We start from the raw sequence: 18750 nt of genomic DNA, 5'->3' as shown, positions 1-18750 counted from the left end.
GCCCCGGGTGCGCCCCAGTATGAACGTATTCACCTGGGCGCGGGCCGGCCTGCGGCATCGGGTCCAGACTACAGCGGCAGGTGTATGGCGTATGTCATGAATGTGGCGGATCCTTTGCGGCTGTAAGGGCCGGGGCGGGCCCGGCCGGGTTCGGGGTGGAAGTATGCCCGGCAAAGTATGTATAATTTGTGCATACCGAAGAGGGCCTACCGATGGAAGCCACTGTTGCAGAGCGCGGACAGATCACCCTGCCCAAGGCGGTGCGTGATGCCCTGGGCCTGACCAAGGGCACCCAGTTGAAGGTGGAGCTGGACGGCAGCCGTATCATCCTGCGCAAGAGCGTGGACGATGCGATCTCGCGCGCCCGCGGCAAGTTCGCGCTGGACGGCTTCGAGTCGGCCGAATCGGCGGTACGCGCGGTGCGCGACGAGGAATAAGGCGTGATGATTGCCGTCGATTCACCGGTGCTGGTGGAACTGCTGAGCAACGGCCCGCAGGCCGATGCGGTGGAAGCGATCCTGCGGCAGAGCCTGGTGGGTGGCCGCGTGGTGGTCTGCGGCGCCACCCTGGCCGAAGTCTGCGCTTCGCTGCGCGGCGGCGCCGAAGTGCTGGAAGCGCTGGAAGAAATGGGCGTGCACTTCAACCCGATGGAAGCCAAATCGGCCCTGCGCGCCGGCGAGATGCACCGCCGCCACCGCCAGCGCAGCGGCAGCCGCCGCAGCCTGGACGAATTCATGGTCGGCGCCCACGCATTGCTGCAATGCGACGGCCTGATCACCTGGAACGACACGTTTTACCGCGACTACTTCAAGGGCCTGAAGCTGATCGTGCCGCAAGCCTGAGCCCACTTTGTTTTTTCAACCTACGCATTACCCGGGAGTTGTCATGTTGGAAGCCTACCGCCACCACGTCGCCGAGCGCGCTGCGCTTGGCATCCCGCCGCTGCCGCTGAGCGCGCAGCAGACGGCCGATGTCATCGAACTGCTGAAGAACCCGCCGCAGGGCGAGGCCGAGTTCCTGCTCGACCTGCTGACCCATCGCGTGCCGGCCGGCGTGGATGACGCTGCCAAGGTCAAGGCCTCGTACCTGGCCGCCATTGCGCTGGGCAGCGAGCAGAACCCGCTGATCAGCCGCGAGCGCGCCACCGAACTGCTGGGCACCATGCTGGGTGGTTACAACGTGGCCCCGCTGGTGCAGCTGCTGGACGACGCCAGCGTTGGCACCATCGCCGCTGACGGCCTGAAGAAGACCCTGCTGGTCTTCGATGCCTTCCACGATGTGCAGGAGAAGGCCAAGGCCGGCAACGCCAACGCGCAGTCCGTGCTGCAGAGCTGGGCCGATGCCGAGTGGTTCACCAACAACCCGGAAGTGCCGCAGAGCCTGACCGTCACCGTGTTCAAGGTGCCGGGCGAAACCAACACTGACGACCTGTCGCCGGCGCCGGATGCAACCACCCGCCCGGACATTCCGATGCACGCCCTGGCGATGCTGAAGAACAAGCGCGACGACGCGCCGTTCACCCCGGAAGAAGACGGCAAGCGCGGTCCGATCCAGCAGATCCTGGACCTGAAGGACAAGGGCCACCTGGTTGCCTACGTGGGCGACGTGGTCGGTACCGGCTCCTCGCGCAAGTCGGCCACCAACAGCGTGCTGTGGTGGACCGGCGATGACATTCCGTTCATCCCGAACAAGCGCGCCGGTGGCGTCTGCCTGGGTTCGAAGATCGCCCCGATCTTCTACAACACGATGGAAGATGCCGGCGCACTGCCGATCGAGCTGGACGTGTCGAAGATGGAGCACGGCGATGTGGTCGAGCTGCGTCCGTACGAAGGCAAGGCGCTGAAGAACGGCGAAGTGATTGCCGAATTCCAGGTCAAGTCCGAAGTGCTGTTCGACGAAGTGCGCGCCGGTGGCCGCATTCCGCTGATCATCGGCCGCGGCCTGACCGGCAAGGCGCGTGAAGCGCTGGGCCTGGCCCCGACCGATCTGTTCCGCCTGCCGGTGCAGCCGGCCGACACCGGCAAGGGCTTCTCGCTGGCACAGAAGATGGTCGGCCGCGCCTGTGGCCTGCCGGAAGGCCAGGGCATGCGCCCGGGCACCTACTGCGAACCGAAGATGACCTCGGTCGGCTCGCAGGACACCACCGGCCCGATGACCCGTGACGAGCTGAAGGACCTGGCCTGCCTGGGCTTCTCGGCAGATCTGGTGATGCAGTCGTTCTGCCACACCGCCGCTTACCCGAAGCCGGTGGACGTGAAGACCCACCACACCCTGCCGGAGTTCATCTCCACCCGTGGCGGCATCTCGCTGCGCCCGGGCGATGGCGTGATCCACAGCTGGCTGAACCGCATGCTGCTGCCGGACACCGTCGGTACCGGTGGTGACTCGCACACCCGTTTCCCGGTGGGCATTTCGTTCCCGGCCGGCTCGGGCCTGGTCGCCTTCGCCGCCGCCACCGGCGTGATGCCGCTGGATATGCCCGAATCGGTGCTGGTGCGCTTCAAGGGCCAGATGCAGCCGGGCGTGACCCTGCGTGATCTGGTCAATGCCATTCCGCTGTACGCCATCAAGTCGGGCCTGCTGACCGTGGCCAAGGCCGGCAAGAAGAACATCTTCTCCGGTCGCATCCTGGAAATCGAAGGTCTGCCGGAACTGAAGGTCGAACAGGCCTTCGAACTGTCCGATGCGTCGGCCGAGCGTTCGGCTGCCGGTTGCTCGGTGCGCCTGAACAAGGAACCGATCATCGAGTACCTGACCAGCAACATCACCCTGCTGAAGTGGATGATTGCCGAGGGTTACCAGGATCCGCGTTCGCTGCAGCGCCGTATCGAGAAGATGGAAGCGTGGCTGGCCAACCCGGAGCTGCTGGAGCCGGATGCCGACGCCGAATACGCTGCCGTCATCGAGATCGACCTGGCCGACATCCACGAGCCGATCGTGGCCTGCCCGAACGACCCGGACGACGTGAAGACCCTGTCCGAAGTGGCCGGCGCCAAGATCGACGAAGTGTTCATCGGTTCGTGCATGACCAACATCGGTCACTTCCGCGCCGCGGCCAAGCTGCTGGACGGCAAGCGTGACCTGCCGACCCGCCTGTGGGTGGCCCCGCCGACCAAGATGGATGCTTCGGAGCTGACCAAGGAAGGCGTGTACGGCACCTTCGGCGCCACCGGCGCACGCATGGAAATGCCGGGCTGCTCGCTGTGCATGGGCAACCAGGCGCAGATCCGCGAAGGTTCCACCGCGATGTCGACCTCGACCCGCAACTTCCCGAACCGTCTGGGCCGCAACACCAACGTGTACCTGGGTTCGGCCGAACTGGCCGCGATCTGCTCGCGTCTGGGCCGCATCCCGACCAAGGAAGAGTACATGGCCGATATTGGCGTGATCGCCAAGAGCGGTGCGGAAATCTACCGCTACATGAACTTCGACCAGATCGAGGAATACCAGGACGTGGCCAAGACGGTCGCTGCCTGATCCTGTTGATCGGTTGATGCGGTAAACGAAGAACCCCCGGTGCGAGCTGGGGGTTTTTTGTACGCGGAGCCCGCTACTGCCTGGTCCAGTCTGCGTTGCCTTGCAGCCGACGGCCGCCGATCAGCACGTTGCCGTGCTTTCCAGATACGTCCATTTCAAACCATGGCAGTCCGTCGCGGCGGAGCGGACGCACATAGGCCAGGCGGCGGGCGCGGTCGAATTCGATGTAATAGTGGCGCTGCACGTTGGGAGGCTGCGGAATCGACAGGCCTTTCCAGCTGACCTCGACCGCGCCGGGATCCTCACGGCCGATCAGAATCAGCGTGAAGACCACGTGCCCCTGACCGGCCTCGAAGTAGAACAGATCGCCGCTGGCGTTGGCCGGTACCAGGGGCAGTGACAATAGTGCGGCCGCCAGCGCGGCCTTCCAGTTCCTTCTGATCATGCGCGGCATTCCTTGTGCAGTGCTGACATCAAAGCACACTGTAGAGCCTAGCCGATGCTTGGCGACTTGTTGGCTCGATGGGGCAGCCGAGCGTGGGCAATGGCGCCCCACGCGGCTTCAGCGGTAGCGGAATGGCCACGCATCAGGGCCATCGCTGCTGCGTTCGGCGCACACCTCGCGGAAGGTCTGCAGGAAGGCCTGCTGCGGCCGCGTCGGGTGCCAGTCGGCACGTGTGCTCAGGCCGATACGACGGCGCAGGGCCTGCCCGGCCAGGCCCAGGTCGGCCAGCAGGCCGGCTTGGCGTTCGATCAGGAACTGGTCGCGTGACATCAGGGTCAGCCAGTCGTCTTCCAGCAGCAGGCCGCGGGTGATCACCAGCGAGCCGCATTCGATGCGCAGCACCGGCGGTTCGTGGCCGTTGTCGCGGAACATCCGTTCCCAGCGTGCGCGCACCGGTGCGCCGGTGGTTGGGATCACCCAGGGGTAGTCGAGCAGCTGCGCAAAGCGCCACGGCTGCTGTGCGGACAGCGGATGACCGGCGCGGCCAACGATCACCGGATCGTCGTCGAACAGGCCTTCCTGCACCACGTCGGGCACCGCGCTTAGATCGCGCATGGCGCCCACCAGCAGGTCCAGGCTGCCTTGGCGCAGGTCGGACAACAATTCCGAGAAGGGGCCCTCCACCACGGTCACGGTGGCGCCCGGCCAGGCCCGGGCGAAGCGTGCCAGTGCCTGTGGCAGCAGCAGCGCGCGGGCCAACGGCATCACCCCGATGGCCAGACGCCCGCCATGCTGGTCGCGCAGGGCGGCCAGCTCGTCCACGCCGGTGGCCAGTTCGGACAGTGCCAGCCGCACCCAGCGCAGCAGGCGGGTGGCGGCCGGCGTGGCCAGCAATGCCTTGCCGCGCCGCTGCAGCAGAGGCACTTCGATCACCGCTTCCAGATCGCGCACGGCGCGATGCATGGCCGGTTGCGAGACACCGGCGCGCGCTGCAGCCAGGGTGAAGCTGCCGGCGCTGTCCACCACAGTGAGCGCGCGCAGCTGGCTGAGTGTCAGCCGGCGCTCGACCGCGGCCAGTGCCGGAAGCCGCGCGGCGCGACGGGCGGCGCGCACGCCGCGGGCCAGGTAGGCCAGGGCACGCTCGATGCGTGGCACCAGCAGCACCGTGGCCTCGGTGGCGACCATGCCAGCGGGCTGCCGGTCGAACAGCGCTGCATCCAGTTGCCGCTCCAGCCGCGCGATGGCCTGGGTGAGCGCCGGCTGGGACAGATTGATGTGCGGCGCCGCCGCGCTGATGCCGCCGTGGGTGTGCACCGCCAGCAGCGCGTGCAGGTGCTTCAGGTTCAGCTCGGGCAGCGCGTTCATGGCACAACTATAACCAGATTGAATGGCATGGACGAAAAACGATCTTGAGGGGCTGTGGGCCGCGGAACAGACTGCGCCATCGCCAACGAAGGATGGATGGATGTCCCGCGTCATCACCCGCATCGAGCGCGCCGAACCGGCGCTGATCCAGGCACTGGCCGAGGCCGGCGTGGCCACCGTGCACGAGGCGCAGGGCCGCAGCGGCCTGCTGCACCCGCGGCTGCGGCCGATCTACAGCGGCGCGCGTATCGCTGGCAGTGCGGTCACCGTTTCGGTGCCGCCGGGCGACAACTGGATGATGCATGTGGCCATCGAGCAGCTCGGCGAGGGCGACATCCTGGTGGTGGCACCGACCAGCGACTGCACCGATGGCTACTTCGGCGACCTGCTGGCGACCTCGGCGCAGGCACATGGCTGTCGCGGCCTGGTCATCGATGCGGGCGTGCGCGATGTGCGCGAACTGACCGCGATGGGCTTCCCGGTGTGGAGCCGCGCGGTGCACGCGCAGGGCACGGTGAAGGAAACCCTGGGTTCGGTGAACGTGCCGCTGGTCTGCGGTGGCGCGCTGGTGAACGCGGGTGACGTGGTTATCGCCGACGATGACGGCGTCTGCATCGTGCCGCGCGCCGATGCGGCCAAGGTGGCCGCCGAAGCGCAGGCACGCGAAGCTCGCGAGGCCGACAAGCGCGAGCGCCTGGCCCGTGGCGAACTCGGCCTGGACATCTACGCCATGCGTGAGCGCCTGGCCGCCAAGGGCCTGCGCTATGAGTAAGGGCGTGCGCGCGATGTGGATGCGCGGTGGCACGTCCAAGGGCGGGTTCTTCCTGGCCCAGGACCTGCCGACCGATGCCGCCGCGCGTGATGCCTTCCTGCTGCGCGCCTATGGCTCGCCGGACGTGCGCCAGATCGACGGTATGGGCGGCGGCGACCCGCTGACCTCCAAGGTCGCCGTGGTTTCACCCTCGCAGCGCGAGGATGCCGACGTCGAGTACCTGTTCCTGCAGGTCTTCGTCGACCAGGCGCTGGTGAGCGACGCGCAGAACTGCGGCAACATGCTGGCCGGCGTGGGTCCGTTCGCGATTGAACGTGGGCTGGTGGCGGCGCGCGATGGGGTGACCGAGGTGCGCATCTTCATGGCCAACACCGGCACCCTGGCCACGGCCGACGTGCAGACACCAGGCAGCGTGGTGAGCTATGCCGGTGACGCGCGCATCGATGGCGTACCGGGTACCGCCGCGCCAGTGCCACTGGCCTTCGAGGACACCGCCGGCTCCAGCTGCGGCGCGCTGCTGCCGACCGGCAACGTGGTGGACGTGATCGACGGCGTGCAGGCCACGCTGATCGACAACGGCATGCCCTGCGTGGTGCTGCAGGCATCGGATCTGGGCATCAGCGGGCATGAGGACCGCGCCACTCTGGATGCCGACGACGCGCTGAAGGCACGCCTGGAGGCGATCCGCCTGCAGGCGGGGCCGAAGATGAACCTGGGCAACGTGGCGGAAAAGTCGGTGCCCAAGATGATGCTGGTGGCCGCCCCGGCAGACGGTGGCGCGATCTGCGTGCGCTCGTTCATTCCGCACCGATGCCACGCCTCCATCGGCGTGCTGGGCGCGGTGACGGTGGCCACGGCCTGCCTGCTGCCGGGCTCGCCGGCCCATGCACTGGCCCGGTTGCCGGGCGGGCAGCTACAGACCCTGGGGGTGGAGCACCCCAGCGGGGCCACCACCTGCGTGATTGAACTGGACGAGGACGGCCAGGTGGCCCGCGCGGCCATGCTGCGCACCGCACGGAAGCTGTTCGACGGCGAACTGTTCGACTGAACAGGCAGCGCCTTTCTATTCTCTGCGACCTGGGAGGGTTGTTATGACCGTGGTAGGGAAGCGGCCGGGCCGCTTTGGAATCTTTGGCCAGTTATGGTTCCAGGTGCTGGCCGGCACCGTGATCGGCGTCCTTCTGGGCTGGCTGCAGCCGGACCTGGGTTCGGCGATGAAGCCGCTGGGTGATGGCTTCATCAAGCTGATCCGGATGATGATCGGGCCCATCATCTTCGTGACTGTGGTGCACGGCATCGCCGGCATGCGCGACATGCGCAGCGTGGGCCGGTTGGCGCTGAAGTCGCTGATCTATTTCGAGGTGATCACCATCCTCGCGTTGATCGTCGGTCTGGTGGCGGTGGATCTGTGGAAGCCCGGCGCCGGCATGAACATCGACGCGGCAACCATCGACATGGCCAGCATCCAGGGCTACGTGCACACCGCCCACGACCAGTCGATCGTGGCCTACATCATGGCCATCATCCCCAACACGCTGGTCAGTGCCTTCACCGAGGCGCACGTGCTGCAGGTGCTGTTCGTGGCCGTGCTGTTCGGCGTGGCCCTGGCCGCCGTCGGCGAGCGCGGCAAGCCGGTGATGGACGTGATCGAGAGCGCCTCTGGTGCGCTGTTCAAGATCATCGGCTACATTATGTATGTGGCGCCCATCGGTGCATTCGGCGCCATCGCCTTCACCGTCGGCCAGTTCGGTGCTGCCTCGCTGCTGTCGCTGGGCGAGTTGATCATTGAGTTCTTCGTGGTCTGCGGGCTGTTCACCGTACTCGTGCTGGGCACGGTGTGCTGGTGGACCGGGGCCAGCCTGTGGCGCCTGCTGGGCTACCTGCGCGATGAAATCATCATCGTGGCGGCCACCACCAGCACCGAGACCGTGCTGCCGCGCCTGATCGAGAAGATGAAGAAGCTGGGCTGCGAGGAGGGGGTGGTTGGTTTCGTGATTCCCGCCGGTTACTCGTTCAACCTGGATGGCACCTGCCTGTACCTGACCACGGTGGCGATCTTCCTGGCCCAGGCCACCAACACCGAACTGACCGTGTGGCACCAGCTGGGGCTGATCGCCGTGCTGCTGCTGACGTCCAAGGGCGCGGCAGGCGTGGCCGGCGCGGCATTCGTGGTGCTGGCCGCCACCCTGGGCACCACCGGCACCATTCCGGTGGCCAGCATTGCCTTGATCCTGGGCATCCACCGCATCCTGGCTGAAGGGCTGACCTTCGTGAACCTGATCGGCAACGCGATTGCGGTGCTGGTGATCGCCAAGTGGGAAGGCAAGCTGGATGAAAAGACCATGGCGGCGCAGATCGGCACCCGCCGCACGCGCCAGCGTCTGCTGGGTGCACAGCCTGCCTGAGGCCATGGCCTGAGCCCTGACGGCCACCGCCCGTGGCCTCCATCGAATGCAACAGCCTGGCGCCGGCGGCGCCGGGAAGGGAGAGAACATGTCGCAGTTCCTGCGAACCCCGCTGTACCTGCTGCTGGCCAGTGCATTGGCCGCGCCAGCCTTCGCCGCTGAACGCAGCGTGCCCGAGGGCATCGACCTGACCCTGGACCTGGTCGGCAACGTGGCCCACAACCCGGTGGGCGGTGTCGAACAGGGCACCGAAGGCTCGTACTGGGTGATGGCCCAGTCGAAGTTCGACCTGGACAAACTGTTCGGCGTACACGGCACCGACATCGACGCGCAGTGGGCCTGGTTTGCCGGGCGCAACCTGGCGCGCGAGAAGATCGGCAGTTCGATCAGCGCACAGCAGACCTGGCGGCCGGTGGCCGGCGGCCGCCTGACCCGGTTGACCCTTCGTCACCGCTTCGACAACGGGCTGAGCATCACTGCTGGCCGCGCGCCGGTGAACAGCTACTTCAACAATTCGCCGCTCAACTGCGTGTTCATGAGCAATGCGATGTGCCTGACACCGTACGGTGCGATCACCGACCTGGGCATCACCGCCTACCCGAATTCCTCGTGGGCGGGCATCGTGCGCTACGACGTGGATGATCGCTGGTACGCCCAGGCCGGCGTGTTCGATTACAACAACACGCTGAACGAGGCCGGCAAGAACGGCCTGGATTTTTCGGTGGGCGAGGGCACCGGCACGATCAGTGCCTACGAAGTGGGTTACCAGACCAGCTTCGCCAACGACCGGCTGCCGCGCACGTACCGGCTGGGCATGTATCGCAACAGTGACGGTGGCAAGAGCCCGTACTTCGATGCCAACGGCAACTCGGCGGCGCTGACCGGCAAGCCGACCGCGGCGCAGGACGGCGCACGCATGGGCTGGTATGCAATGGGCGACCAGACCGTGTGGCGCGGCGAGGGTAGACGCAACCTGGCGGTGTTTGGGCGTGTTTACCTCAACACCGGCAACGAGGCGCCGGTCGATCATTTCGTGTCGGCCGGCTTCGTCAAGACCGGCACGTTTGCCAGCCGCGACCAGGACACCCTGGCCCTGTTCGTGTCCAACACCCACTTCAGCGACGAACAGATCGGCTTCCTGCGTGATCGCCGCAGCCGCCATGGCGGCACGGGCGCGCCGCATGCCGATGAAATCATCACCGAACTCAGCTACGGGTGGGCGGTGAAGAAGGGCATCCGCCTGATGCCCAACCTGCAGTACGTCATCAACCCCGACCCGATCTATGCACCCACGCGCACGACCAACATCCCCGATGCGCTGATCGTCGGACTGCGCGTGGATGTGCATTTCGCCCAGCTGTTCGGCTGGTGATCCATCGCCCCAGGAGATCCCCCATGATCATCGACTGCCACGGCCACTACACCACGGCCCCGGCCGGCCACGATGCGTTCCGCAAGGCGCAGGTGGCCCACTACAACGATCGCTCGCTGCCGGCGGCGGTCTATCCGACCATCAGCGACGATGAACTGCGCGACAGTGTGGAGGCCAACCAGCTGCGCCTGCTGCGCGAGCGTGGCGCGGACATGACCATCTTCTCGCCGCGTGCCAGCACCATGGCGCATCACATCGGCGATGAGCAGGTAAGTGCCGAGTGGACGCGGCACTGCAACGACCTGATCGCGCGGGTGGTGCAGCTGTATCCCGAGCAGTTCATCGGCGTCTGCCAGCTGCCGCAGTCGCCGGGCGTGCCGATCGCCCACGCGGTGGCCGAGCTGGAGCGCTGCGTGAACGAGCTCGGTTTCGTCGGCTGCAATCTGAACCCCGACCCGTCCGGCGGCCATTGGGATGGCCTGCCGCTGACCGACCGTTCCTGGTACCCGTTCTTCGAGAAGATGGTGGAGCTGGACGTGCCGGCCATGGTGCATGTGTCGGGCAGCTGCAACGCCAACTTCCATGCCACCGGCGCGCACTACCTGAACGCCGATACCACGGCCTTCATGCAGTTCCTGCAGGGTGACCTGTTCCGTGACTTCCCCACGCTGCGCTTCATCATCCCGCATGGCGGCGGTGCGGTGCCGTACCATTGGGGGCGTTTCCGTGGCCTGGCGGACATGCTGGGCAAGCCGCCGCTGGCCGAGCATGTGATGAAGAACGTGTACTTCGATACCTGCGTGTACCACCAGCCGGGCATCGACCTGCTGTTCGAGGTGATCGACATCGACAACATCCTGTTCGGCTCGGAAATGGTCGGCGCGGTGCGTGGCATCGACCCGCAGACCGGCCACTTCTTCGATGACACCCGCCGCTACGTCGATGCGCTGGCAATCTCGGCGCAGGACCGTTACAAGGTGTTCGAAGGCAATGCGCGCCGTGTCTACCCGCGGCTGGACGCCCAGCTGAAGGCCAGGGGGCTGTGATGGCCGCATTCCAGAAAGATGCCGACTGGCTGGATTACTGTGCCCACCCGAGCCGCCCACAATTCGTGCCGCCGCCCGGTGCGGTGGATGCACACTGCCATGTGTTCGGGCCGGGCGATGTGTTTCCGTATGCGCCCGAACGCAAGTACACCCCTTGCGACGCCGGCAAGGCGCAGCTGTTCGCGCTGCGCGATTTCCTGGGCTTCAGCCGCAACGTGATCGTGCAGGCCACCTGCCATGGCGCCGACAACCGTGCCCTGGTGGACGCGCTGCAGGCCAGCGACGGCCTGGCCCGAGGCGTGGCCACGGTGCGCGACAGCGTGAGCGATGAGGAACTGCAGCTGTTGCATGCCGCCGGTGTGCGGGGTGTGCGCTTCAATTTCGTGCGCCGGCTGGTCGATCCGAAGCCGGATGCCTATTACCACGCGATCATCGATCGCATCGCGCCGCTGGGCTGGCATGTGGTGGTGTACTTTGAGGCGCCCGATCTGGCCGAGCGCTGGAGTTTCTTCACCACGTTGCCGACCACCGTGGTGGTGGACCACATGGGCCGCCCGGACGTTAGCCAGCCGGTGGATGGGCCGGAGTTCCAGCGCTTCGTGCGACTGATGGCCGAGCACGGCAACGTGTGGAGCAAGGTCAGCTGCCCCGAGCGGCTGTCACGGCTGGGGCCGCCCGGCTACGCCGATGTGGTGCCGTTCGCCCGGCACCTGGTGCGGCAGTTCCCGGACCGGGTGCTGTGGGGGACCGACTGGCCGCACCCGAACATGAAGGACCACATGCCCGACGACGGCCATCTGGTGGACGTGATTCCGCACATCGCCCCCACGCCCGAGTTGCAGCGCAGGCTGCTGGTGGACAACCCGATGCGGCTGTACTGGGGAGAGTAGATCCACGCCATGCGTGGATGGCGGCGCGCACGATGCACCCGGGGTCAGAGCCCTTGCCTGTGGCAAGGGGTCCGACCCTGGGCTGGCGTCAGGCCTGGGTGACGTCGGTCGCGTCTTCGGCTACCACCGGTGCGTCTGCCGGCGGCTCCGGTTCGGCGGCGGTCTCCGGCAACACGCCATGGTCGGGGAACAGGCGCGGCAGTTCGGCCACGAAGCGGGCGATGCAGGCCTCGGCGAAGTCGCGTGAGGCGGCCTTCGCCTTGGCATAGTCGTCGGCCTGCCATTCCTGCAGCGGGGCCACCTGTGCCTCGTCCTGACAGTGCACGCCCTGGCCGCCGCTTGCGCTGCGGAACATCCTGCGCACCACCGGGAAGCCGATGGTGGCGTCGTGACGCAGCTCGTAGGGCGTGTCCGCATCACCGAGCTTCTGGTACACCAGCGACCACTGGCCGGCGCTGGCTTCGACGGTGCGCTCGTCGCTGGGAATGGCACCGGGATGGGCGGCGAAGTAGATCGCCAGCTGTTCGCGGATCATGGCCGGCAACGGCCCAAACGCGGGGCTGGGCACTGCACCGATGCTGTCGCCGCGCACGTTGTTCTTGCTGAAGGTGCTGGTCTGGCCGCCGATGCCGGCCAACGTGCCCAGCGCAAACAGACCGACCTTGGCGGCGGTTGCCCCGGCGGTGTCACCGCGCATCACCAGGCGCAGGGTCGGATCTCCGTAGCGATTGCCGTCGGGCCCGGTGCCCAGCCCGGAGGTGATCTTGATTCGCTGCAGGCTGCTGTAGTCCAGCACGGCGGCCGCAACCGGCGCAGCAACGGCCTCGGCGGCCGGTTCCGGCATGGCCTCGGTTGCCGGTTCGGCCGCGGGTGCGGGAGCTGGGTCGCTGGCATGGGCCGACGCGGCCAGCAGCAGGATGCCGGTGATCGCGGCGGTGAGACAAGCGGGGCGTACTGCCATGGTGATACTCCTTGGAAAAGCGGAACGGGCGCGCTGCGGCTTACTGCCCAGCGAACTCCTTGATCGGGAAGGCCTTGCAGCGTTCGACGGCGGCAGTGATATCAACCGGCGCATCGGCGGCGGCACCACGACGCTGGTTCACCGACGTGGTTTCTTCCCACAGGCTGGGCAGCGCCTGCGGCGCGTCCAGCACCCGTTCGCGCACGGCATCGTGCAGCACGCTGCTGTAGCCCGATGACGGCGCCACCACGCACAGGCGGGTGCCGGGCGTGCTGCTGGCCTGTTGCAGCAGCTGTTGCAGGGCGTCGCCGCTGCTGGCCGTGTCGTTGAGCTGCTGGGGAGCGCTGTCGAGCGCTGCATCCTGGATCTGCAGCTGGCCGGGGCTGAACAGCAGGACCTGCATCTCCTGTCGCGGTTCGATGCGCACCGGCGCACGCGTGCGCTCGCAGATGGTGGGGGTCGGTCGCGCCTGCTGCGGCGTCACGCTGCCATCGGCGTGAACCTGGCGGACATGCAGCCGGCACATCTTGTCGGCCACTTCAAACTCCACTTCATAGTCCTGGCCGGGTTTGGGCACGAACTGGCCGGACAGCGTGCCCGTGCAGTACAGGCCGCTCTTGGGATCAAACGCTGCCTCGAAGATCAGCGGCTTGCCACCGGGAACTTGGTATTCCTGGTAACTGAGCGTGGAGAACCGTTGGCTCTGCTTGCTGCGCAGGGCTTCGGTGCTGGGAATGCCGAGCAGGCCCTTGTCACCGGCATTGTTGTACTTGACGTCGATGCGGTCGCGGTAATCGTCGCGGCACGACGCATCGGTAAGCAGGGTGGTGGTCCGGCCGAAATCGGCGTACACGCGCACCCGTGCCGGCGGCACGACGCCACCGGCGTAGGCGCTGAGATCTTCAGCCGCCAGTGGGCGCGGGTACATGGCCGGAATGCGCTTGATCAGCTTCTCGATGCACTTCATGGTGATCATCTGCGCGGCGCTCTTCAGCCGGGCGTAGTCGTTGGCCTGCCAGGTGCCCAACGTCGCGCGCTCGTCGCTGTCGCTGCAGCGGATGATCTCGGCCAGGCTGCCATCGGCGCGGCGCTGCTGGATGGTGCTGGTGTGATTGAGCCGGTACAGCGGATCCTTGCGGGTGTTGCCCTGGTGCACCAGCGCCCAGGTCTCGGCATTGAAGCGCAGGGTGCTGGTCTGGGTCGGTAGTGCGTCGGGCGCATAGCGGAAATAGCCGCCCACCAGCGCCTTGGCCACGTTCGGCATCAGCGTGATGGCCGGGCTGGCCTGGCTCTCGACGATGCTGCCGGGCAGCTGGTTGCGCCGGCTGTAGTCGGGCTCGTTGCCACTGAACAGCAGGGACAGTCCCTTCGGCGTCAGTGCCTCGCTGTCGTCGGGGGTGACGATGCGCAGCGCCACGTCCGGTGCGTGCAGCGGCTTGGCGGCGGTGTCCGGACCGCTGAGGATCTGCACGCGTTCGCTCCACGCATCGGCAGTGTCGGTGGCGGGCGAGGGCGCCTGCGGCGATACCGGCTGGGTGGCCGCGGTGGCCAGCAGCGGTGCAAGCAGGGCCACTGCCAGCAGCGTGGTTCGGGAGGGGAAACGGCGCAGGGCCATGGTCAAGCTCCTTGAGAAACAGAAACAGCCATGCCGGCCCTTCCGGTGCCGGCATTTGAACGAGGTGTTGTCGAGCGGTTGCTGCGGTCCGGTCAGTCCTGGGCCAGCGCTACCGTCGCAGGCGATGGGCTATTGCACGCGGAAGTCCAGGCGGGGCAGGGTCTGGCAGTGCTGCACGGCGGCCTGCAGATCCAGCGGTGCTGCCGGGGCTGCGTGGCGCGCCTGATTGACCGTCTCGGCGGCCTCCCACAGGCCAGGCAGTGCTGCGCCATGCTCCAGCACGTAGTCGCGCAGCAGCGTGTTCAATGGGCTGGCGTGATCCTGCGCAGGCACGATCACGCAGGCGCGGGTTCCCGGCGTGGCCACCATCTGCTGCAACAGCGTCTGCAGTCGCGCAGCATCGGCAGGACCGTCGGCCAGCTGCAGCGGTGGGCTGTCCCTGTCTGCGGGTTGTACCTGCAACGCGCTGTCGGTGAACAGAAAGACGCCCATGGCGTCCAGTGGTTCGCGCGGCGTCTTCGTGGTGAGCGTGGTGTAGTCCACGTCCGGGCGCGTGCACGTCTCCGGCGCGCGCCTGGCTGGCACTGCGAGCCGGACACCTTCGGCATCGACGCTATGGACGTTCAACCTGCAGACCTGGCCGACGATATCCATCTTCACTTCGTAATCCACACCGGTGACCGGCACGATCTGTACAGCCAGCGTGCCGGTGCAGAACGCGCCGCGGTGGCGGACGTCCGCGTCGAAGATCAACGGCTGCCCGGCTGGCACGGCATATTCGCGATACTTCGGCGACTTCAGGCTGCGCAGGGTTTCGGTTTCGGCGATGCCGAGGCTGAGGTTGCCCGCCTCGCTGTCCAGCGCATTGGCGTTGCTGGAGGCGGGCCAGCGCGGGTCATCGAAGCGTCGGCTGCCGTCGGCCAGGCAGTATGCATCGCCGAGCATGGTGACCCGTTCTGTTGCCGAGTTGAAAACCCGCACGCGTGCCGTGCCGTCACCGCTGCCTGCTGTGGGTAGCGGTTGTGGGAAGAACTGTGGCAGCTTGCTGACAAAGCGCTGCACGCAGGCGGCGGCCAGTTCGCGGGCACCGGCGCGCAGTCGCGCGTAGTCGTTGGCCTGCCATTGTTCGAGCGTGGCCTCGCGCCCGGGGTCGTTGCAGTACGCGGCGTCCACCGTGCTGCCGTCCGGTTGCTGCAGGCGCAGGCGGGTGAAGTGGCTGAGCTGATAGAGCTGTTGCCCTGCCTTGGGCTTCTGGTAGACCAGTGCCCACTCATTTGCCTCTACCTTCAACAGCGTGCGGCCGTGGGGAATCGCACCGGGGAACAGGGTGAAGTACTGCTGCAGCCAGTCATTGAACAAGCTGGGCATGAGTTCCATGGCTGGGCTGGGTACTGCCTGGACGTCGGTGCCGCGCAGATGCTTGGGATCCAGACGGGTAGTGGAGCTGGCGCCGAAGACCTGGCGTACAAACTGCCCGGTCTTGGCCGCGCCGGTGATGCGCTCGCCATCCTCGGGAGTGACGATGCGCAGTACGACATCCGGGTTGTGATCGTGGATGTGCTGACCGGCGCCGGCGCTGATCGCTACGTGCTCTGTCCAGCCTGCAGGGGAAGGTGTGGGTGCCGCTGGCGGGGCGTCGGTTCGACCGGTGCCGCTGGCGAGTGTCGGCAGCAGGCACGCGGCGGCAAGCGCGCCGCGCAGTGGAATCAGGCGTAATGCCATGGTGAAACTCCTTGAAAGTGGAACAGCACGGGCGGCCCTGAGCGGGCCGCCTATGGATGACGTTGAACTGTGAGGCGGAAGGCGCCTGCGCGGTCAGCCGCGGGCCAGCGCCAGCAGGCGCTCGGCGATGCGCTCCAGCGGCACCTGCTCTTCGGCGGCGCCCAGCTTGAACGCCGCGCCGGGCATGCCCCAGACCACACTGGTGGCCTCGTCCTGCACCAGCGTGGGCGCGCCGGCCTGGCGCATTTCCAGCAGGCCGCGCGCGCCATCGTCACCCATGCCGGTGAGGATGGCACCGATGGCATTGCCACCGGCACTCTGCGCGACCGAGCGGAACAGCACGTCAACGGCCGGCTTGTGCCGGTTCACTGCCGGGCCGTCGTCGATGCGGCAGCGCCAGCGGGCACCGTCGCGGATGATGCGCAGGTGCTTGCCGCCGGGCGGCAGGTAGGCGTGGCCCGGCAGCACGGCTTCGCCATCGCTGGCTTCGCGCACGGCCATGGCCGAATGGCGGTCCAGGCGTTCGGCGAAGGCGGTGCTGAAGCTGGCCGGCAGGTGCTGGGTCATCACCACCGCCGGGGCGTCGGCGGGCATGCCTTCCAGCACCACGCGCAGCGCTTCGGTGCCGCCGGCTGAGGAGCCGATGGCAATCAGCCGGTCGGTGGTACGGAACTGCGGTGCGGCCGGGCGCAGCGACGGTGCCGCGTCCAGCAGCACCTTCGGCGCCGCCGCACGCACCAGCGGTCGCACGCGCGAACGCGCGGCCATCTTGACCTTGCCGATGATCTCCTCGGCGTAGCCCTGCAGCCCGCGGGCCACGTCCAGCTTGGGCTTGGAAACGAAATCCACCGCGCCCAGTGCAAGCGCCTGCAGCGTGGTGTCGGCGCCGCGCTCGGTCAGCGAGGAAATCATCACCACCGGCAACGGATGCAGGCGCATCAGGTTTTCCAGGAACGCCAGGCCGTCCATGCGTGGCATTTCCACGTCCAGGGTGATCACGTCCGGGGCCAGGCGCTTGATCTTCTCGCGCGCCAGCAGCGGGTCGGCGGCGGTGCCGACCACATCGATGCCCGGATCGCTGGACAGGATTTCGGTGAGCATCTGCCGGACCACGGCAGAGTCGTCGACGATCAGTACCCGGCAGGGGGGGTTGCCGGGCGCGTTCATTCGAACAACTCCACGCCGCCGGTGACCGGGGCCTTGGACAGGCGGGCACGCACGGCCGATTCGGTGGCGGCCACTTCGGCCTCGTGCGCGTGCGGCAGGCGCTGCACCACCACGCGGCCGGTATCGGCGAAGAACCAGATCTTGCGCGGATGGATGCCGCACAGGTCTTCGGCAATGATCGGAATGTGTTCGGCCTGCAGGTACTGGCGCACGAACTCGGCGTTGCGGGTGCCGACCGGGTTGCTGGTGAAGCCCTTTAGCACATTGGCGCCGCCGAACACCTTCGCTTCGATGCGCTTGCGGTGGGCGCCGCGCTTGAGCATGTCGTTGATCAGCAGTTCCATGGCGTAGCTGCCATAGCGCGCGGGGGCGCCATCGCCGGCGTTGCCTTCGGGCAGCAGGAAGTGGTTCATGCCGCCGATCTTCAGCACCGGATCGCGCAGGCAGGCGGCAACGCAGGAGCCCAGCGTGGTGGTCAGCGCGGTGGTGTCGTCCACCACCAGGTACTGGGTGGGCAGCAGCTTGGCCGCCACGGTCTTGAAGCGTGCGTCCTGATAGCGCATCACATCGTCGGTGCGCAGTGATGCATTCATGCGCCGGCTCCCTGTGCGCGTCGGTACAGCGTGCGGCCACACGGCTGGATCAGGTCGGCCGCGTGCAGATAGTTTTCCGAATGCCCGGTGTAGAGCAGGCCATCGTCGGCCAGATGGTTCACCAGCCGGCCCAGGATGGCGCGCTGGGTCGGCTTGTCGAAGTAGATCATCACGTTGCGGCAGAACAATGCGTCGAACGGACCGCCCACGTCGTAGCGCGGTGCCAGCAGGTTCAGCGGGCGGTATTCGATCAGCTCGCGCAGGGCCGGCAGCACCCGGCACTGGCCTTCGTTGGGGCCGCTGCCGCGCTGGAAGTAGCGACGGCGCAGGTCCGGGTCCAGGCTGGCCACGCGGTCGATGTTGTAGACGCCGCGGCCGGCGGTGGCCAGCACCTGGGTGTCCACGTCGGTGGCGATGATGCGCACCGGCGGCTTCAGCGTACCGAAGGCCTCGCACGCGGTGATGGCCATGGAGTAGGGCTCTTCACCGGTGGATGCCGCGCACGACCACAGCAGCAGCGGACCGCGGCCGGTGCGCTTCTGCAGCTCTTCGCGCAGTTTGTCGAAGTGGTGCGGCTCGCGGAAGAACGAAGTGAGGTTGGTGGTGAGCGCGTTGGTGAACGCCTGCCATTCCTCGCCTTCGCCCTGTTCCAGATGGTCCAGGTACTGCTGGAAGCTGCGCATGCCCAGTGCGCGCAGGCGCCGCGACAGGCGCCCGTAGACCATGTCCCGCTTGGCGGGTGCCAGGGCGATGCCTACGCGCTGGTAGATCAGGTCGCAGACGCGGCGGAAATCACGGTCGGCGAACTCGAATTCGCGGGGGCCGGTCACGATGGGAGTTGGGCTCTGCACGGGGGAGGTGTCCATCGGGTGGGGGGGGGGGGGCCCCCCCCCCGGCGCCCAGCCAATTAAAAACAACAC

Annotated in this window: 17 protein-coding genes; 9 read left to right on the top strand and 8 right to left on the bottom strand. The window is 67.1% G+C overall.

The window, feature by feature from the left end:
* Positions 1 to 212 precede the first annotated feature (212 nt).
* From IAE58_RS13085 to acnB, 3 genes are read left to right on the top strand one after another with little or no spacing between them, the layout of a single operon-like run.
* Entirely contained in the window at positions 213 to 437 is a 225-nt protein-coding gene (locus IAE58_RS13085; RefSeq protein ID WP_108749517.1) for an AbrB/MazE/SpoVT family DNA-binding domain-containing protein, read from the top strand.
* 6 nt (positions 438 to 443) lie between these two features.
* A complete protein-coding gene (locus IAE58_RS13080; RefSeq protein ID WP_008267153.1) occupies positions 444 to 842 on the top strand; it encodes a type II toxin-antitoxin system VapC family toxin in 399 nt (132 codons plus the stop codon).
* A gap of 43 nt (positions 843 to 885) precedes the next feature.
* Positions 886 to 3477, top strand: a complete 2592-nt coding sequence (acnB, locus tag IAE58_RS13075) for a bifunctional aconitate hydratase 2/2-methylisocitrate dehydratase (RefSeq protein WP_108749519.1) — start codon at positions 886 to 888, stop codon at positions 3475 to 3477.
* A gap of 73 nt (positions 3478 to 3550) precedes the next feature.
* Here the strand turns inward: acnB and IAE58_RS13070 are convergent, their stop codons facing one another.
* Positions 3551 to 3922, bottom strand: a complete 372-nt coding sequence (locus tag IAE58_RS13070; protein ID WP_199933532.1) for a hypothetical protein — start codon at positions 3920 to 3922, stop codon at positions 3551 to 3553.
* 117 nt (positions 3923 to 4039) lie between these two features.
* Positions 4040 to 5287: a LysR substrate-binding domain-containing protein gene (locus IAE58_RS13065; RefSeq protein ID WP_199933531.1), complete on the bottom strand. Its 1248-nt coding sequence runs from the start codon at positions 5285 to 5287 to the stop codon at positions 4040 to 4042.
* A gap of 100 nt (positions 5288 to 5387) precedes the next feature.
* On the opposite strand from IAE58_RS13065, the gene IAE58_RS13060 reads away from it, so the two are divergent.
* The 6 genes from IAE58_RS13060 (at position 5388) to IAE58_RS13035 (ending at position 11772) form a co-directional block, all read left to right on the top strand.
* The gene (locus IAE58_RS13060; protein ID WP_199933530.1) at positions 5388 to 6059 is read left to right on the top strand and encodes a 4-carboxy-4-hydroxy-2-oxoadipate aldolase/oxaloacetate decarboxylase; all 672 of its coding nucleotides are present in this window, start codon (positions 5388 to 5390) and stop codon (positions 6057 to 6059) included.
* On the top strand, positions 6052 to 7107 hold the full coding sequence (locus tag IAE58_RS13055) for a 4-oxalomesaconate tautomerase (protein ID WP_199933529.1): 1056 nt from the start codon (positions 6052 to 6054) through the stop codon (positions 7105 to 7107). Before IAE58_RS13060 ends, IAE58_RS13055 begins: the two co-directional genes overlap by 8 nt.
* 43 nt (positions 7108 to 7150) lie before the next feature.
* The gene (gene dctA, locus IAE58_RS13050) at positions 7151 to 8464 is read left to right on the top strand and encodes a C4-dicarboxylate transporter DctA (protein WP_199933528.1); all 1314 of its coding nucleotides are present in this window, start codon (positions 7151 to 7153) and stop codon (positions 8462 to 8464) included.
* A gap of 88 nt (positions 8465 to 8552) precedes the next feature.
* Entirely contained in the window at positions 8553 to 9836 is a 1284-nt protein-coding gene (locus tag IAE58_RS13045) for a carbohydrate porin (RefSeq protein ID WP_199933527.1), read from the top strand.
* A gap of 23 nt (positions 9837 to 9859) precedes the next feature.
* On the top strand, positions 9860 to 10882 hold the full coding sequence (locus tag IAE58_RS13040; RefSeq protein WP_108756104.1) for an amidohydrolase family protein: 1023 nt from the start codon (positions 9860 to 9862) through the stop codon (positions 10880 to 10882).
* Positions 10882 to 11772 carry an amidohydrolase family protein gene (locus IAE58_RS13035; protein ID WP_199933526.1) on the top strand — a complete coding sequence of 297 codons (891 nt, stop codon included), beginning with the start codon at positions 10882 to 10884 and terminating at the stop codon, positions 11770 to 11772. The genes IAE58_RS13040 and IAE58_RS13035 overlap by 1 nt, the downstream gene beginning before the upstream one ends.
* A gap of 88 nt (positions 11773 to 11860) precedes the next feature.
* On the opposite strand, the gene IAE58_RS13030 is transcribed toward IAE58_RS13035, so the two are convergent.
* The 6 genes from IAE58_RS13030 to IAE58_RS13005 all read right to left on the bottom strand — a co-directional run bounded on the left by IAE58_RS13030 (position 11861) and on the right by IAE58_RS13005 (position 18696).
* On the bottom strand, positions 11861 to 12733 hold the full coding sequence (locus IAE58_RS13030) for a hypothetical protein (RefSeq protein ID WP_199933525.1): 873 nt from the start codon (positions 12731 to 12733) through the stop codon (positions 11861 to 11863).
* 40 nt (positions 12734 to 12773) lie between these two features.
* On the bottom strand, positions 12774 to 14348 hold the full coding sequence (locus IAE58_RS13025) for a hypothetical protein (RefSeq protein ID WP_199933524.1): 1575 nt from the start codon (positions 14346 to 14348) through the stop codon (positions 12774 to 12776).
* 129 nt (positions 14349 to 14477) lie between these two features.
* Complete coding sequence (locus IAE58_RS13020) at positions 14478 to 16070, bottom strand: hypothetical protein (RefSeq protein WP_199933523.1); 1593 nt, start codon at positions 16068 to 16070, stop codon at positions 14478 to 14480.
* Positions 16071 to 16163: 93 nt separating this feature from the next.
* Complete coding sequence (locus tag IAE58_RS13015; protein WP_199933522.1) at positions 16164 to 17237, bottom strand: chemotaxis response regulator protein-glutamate methylesterase; 1074 nt, start codon at positions 17235 to 17237, stop codon at positions 16164 to 16166.
* Entirely contained in the window at positions 17234 to 17830 is a 597-nt protein-coding gene (gene cheD, locus IAE58_RS13010; protein WP_079221788.1) for a chemoreceptor glutamine deamidase CheD, read from the bottom strand. Before cheD ends, IAE58_RS13015 begins: the two co-directional genes overlap by 4 nt.
* Complete coding sequence (locus tag IAE58_RS13005) at positions 17827 to 18696, bottom strand: CheR family methyltransferase (protein ID WP_108749530.1); 870 nt, start codon at positions 18694 to 18696, stop codon at positions 17827 to 17829. The genes cheD and IAE58_RS13005 overlap by 4 nt, the downstream gene beginning before the upstream one ends.
* Positions 18697 to 18750: the final 54 nt, after the last annotated feature.

Origin of the sequence: Stenotrophomonas sp. S49 (assembly GCF_016624905.1) — a bacterium.
Taxonomy (GTDB): Bacteria; Pseudomonadota; Gammaproteobacteria; order Xanthomonadales; family Xanthomonadaceae; genus Stenotrophomonas.
This window is presented reverse-complemented; position numbering and strand designations above follow the sequence as displayed.

Coding starts and splice junctions, on each gene's coding strand:
- IAE58_RS13085 (WP_108749517.1), top strand. CDS start 213: ATGGAAGCCACTGTTGCAGAGCGCGGACAGATCACCCTGCCCAAGGCG.
- IAE58_RS13080 (WP_008267153.1), top strand. CDS start 444: ATGATTGCCGTCGATTCACCGGTGCTGGTGGAACTGCTGAGCAACGGC.
- acnB (WP_108749519.1), top strand. CDS start 886: ATGTTGGAAGCCTACCGCCACCACGTCGCCGAGCGCGCTGCGCTTGGC.
- IAE58_RS13070 (WP_199933532.1), bottom strand. CDS start 3,922: ATGATCAGAAGGAACTGGAAGGCCGCGCTGGCGGCCGCACTATTGTCA.
- IAE58_RS13065 (WP_199933531.1), bottom strand. CDS start 5,287: ATGAACGCGCTGCCCGAGCTGAACCTGAAGCACCTGCACGCGCTGCTG.
- IAE58_RS13060 (WP_199933530.1), top strand. CDS start 5,388: ATGTCCCGCGTCATCACCCGCATCGAGCGCGCCGAACCGGCGCTGATC.
- IAE58_RS13055 (WP_199933529.1), top strand. CDS start 6,052: ATGAGTAAGGGCGTGCGCGCGATGTGGATGCGCGGTGGCACGTCCAAG.
- dctA (WP_199933528.1), top strand. CDS start 7,151: ATGACCGTGGTAGGGAAGCGGCCGGGCCGCTTTGGAATCTTTGGCCAG.
- IAE58_RS13045 (WP_199933527.1), top strand. CDS start 8,553: ATGTCGCAGTTCCTGCGAACCCCGCTGTACCTGCTGCTGGCCAGTGCA.
- IAE58_RS13040 (WP_108756104.1), top strand. CDS start 9,860: ATGATCATCGACTGCCACGGCCACTACACCACGGCCCCGGCCGGCCAC.
- IAE58_RS13035 (WP_199933526.1), top strand. CDS start 10,882: ATGGCCGCATTCCAGAAAGATGCCGACTGGCTGGATTACTGTGCCCAC.
- IAE58_RS13030 (WP_199933525.1), bottom strand. CDS start 12,733: ATGGCAGTACGCCCCGCTTGTCTCACCGCCGCGATCACCGGCATCCTG.
- IAE58_RS13025 (WP_199933524.1), bottom strand. CDS start 14,348: ATGGCCCTGCGCCGTTTCCCCTCCCGAACCACGCTGCTGGCAGTGGCC.
- IAE58_RS13020 (WP_199933523.1), bottom strand. CDS start 16,070: ATGGCATTACGCCTGATTCCACTGCGCGGCGCGCTTGCCGCCGCGTGC.
- IAE58_RS13015 (WP_199933522.1), bottom strand. CDS start 17,237: ATGAACGCGCCCGGCAACCCCCCCTGCCGGGTACTGATCGTCGACGAC.
- cheD (WP_079221788.1), bottom strand. CDS start 17,830: ATGAATGCATCACTGCGCACCGACGATGTGATGCGCTATCAGGACGCA.
- IAE58_RS13005 (WP_108749530.1), bottom strand. CDS start 18,696: ATGGACACCTCCCCCGTGCAGAGCCCAACTCCCATCGTGACCGGCCCC.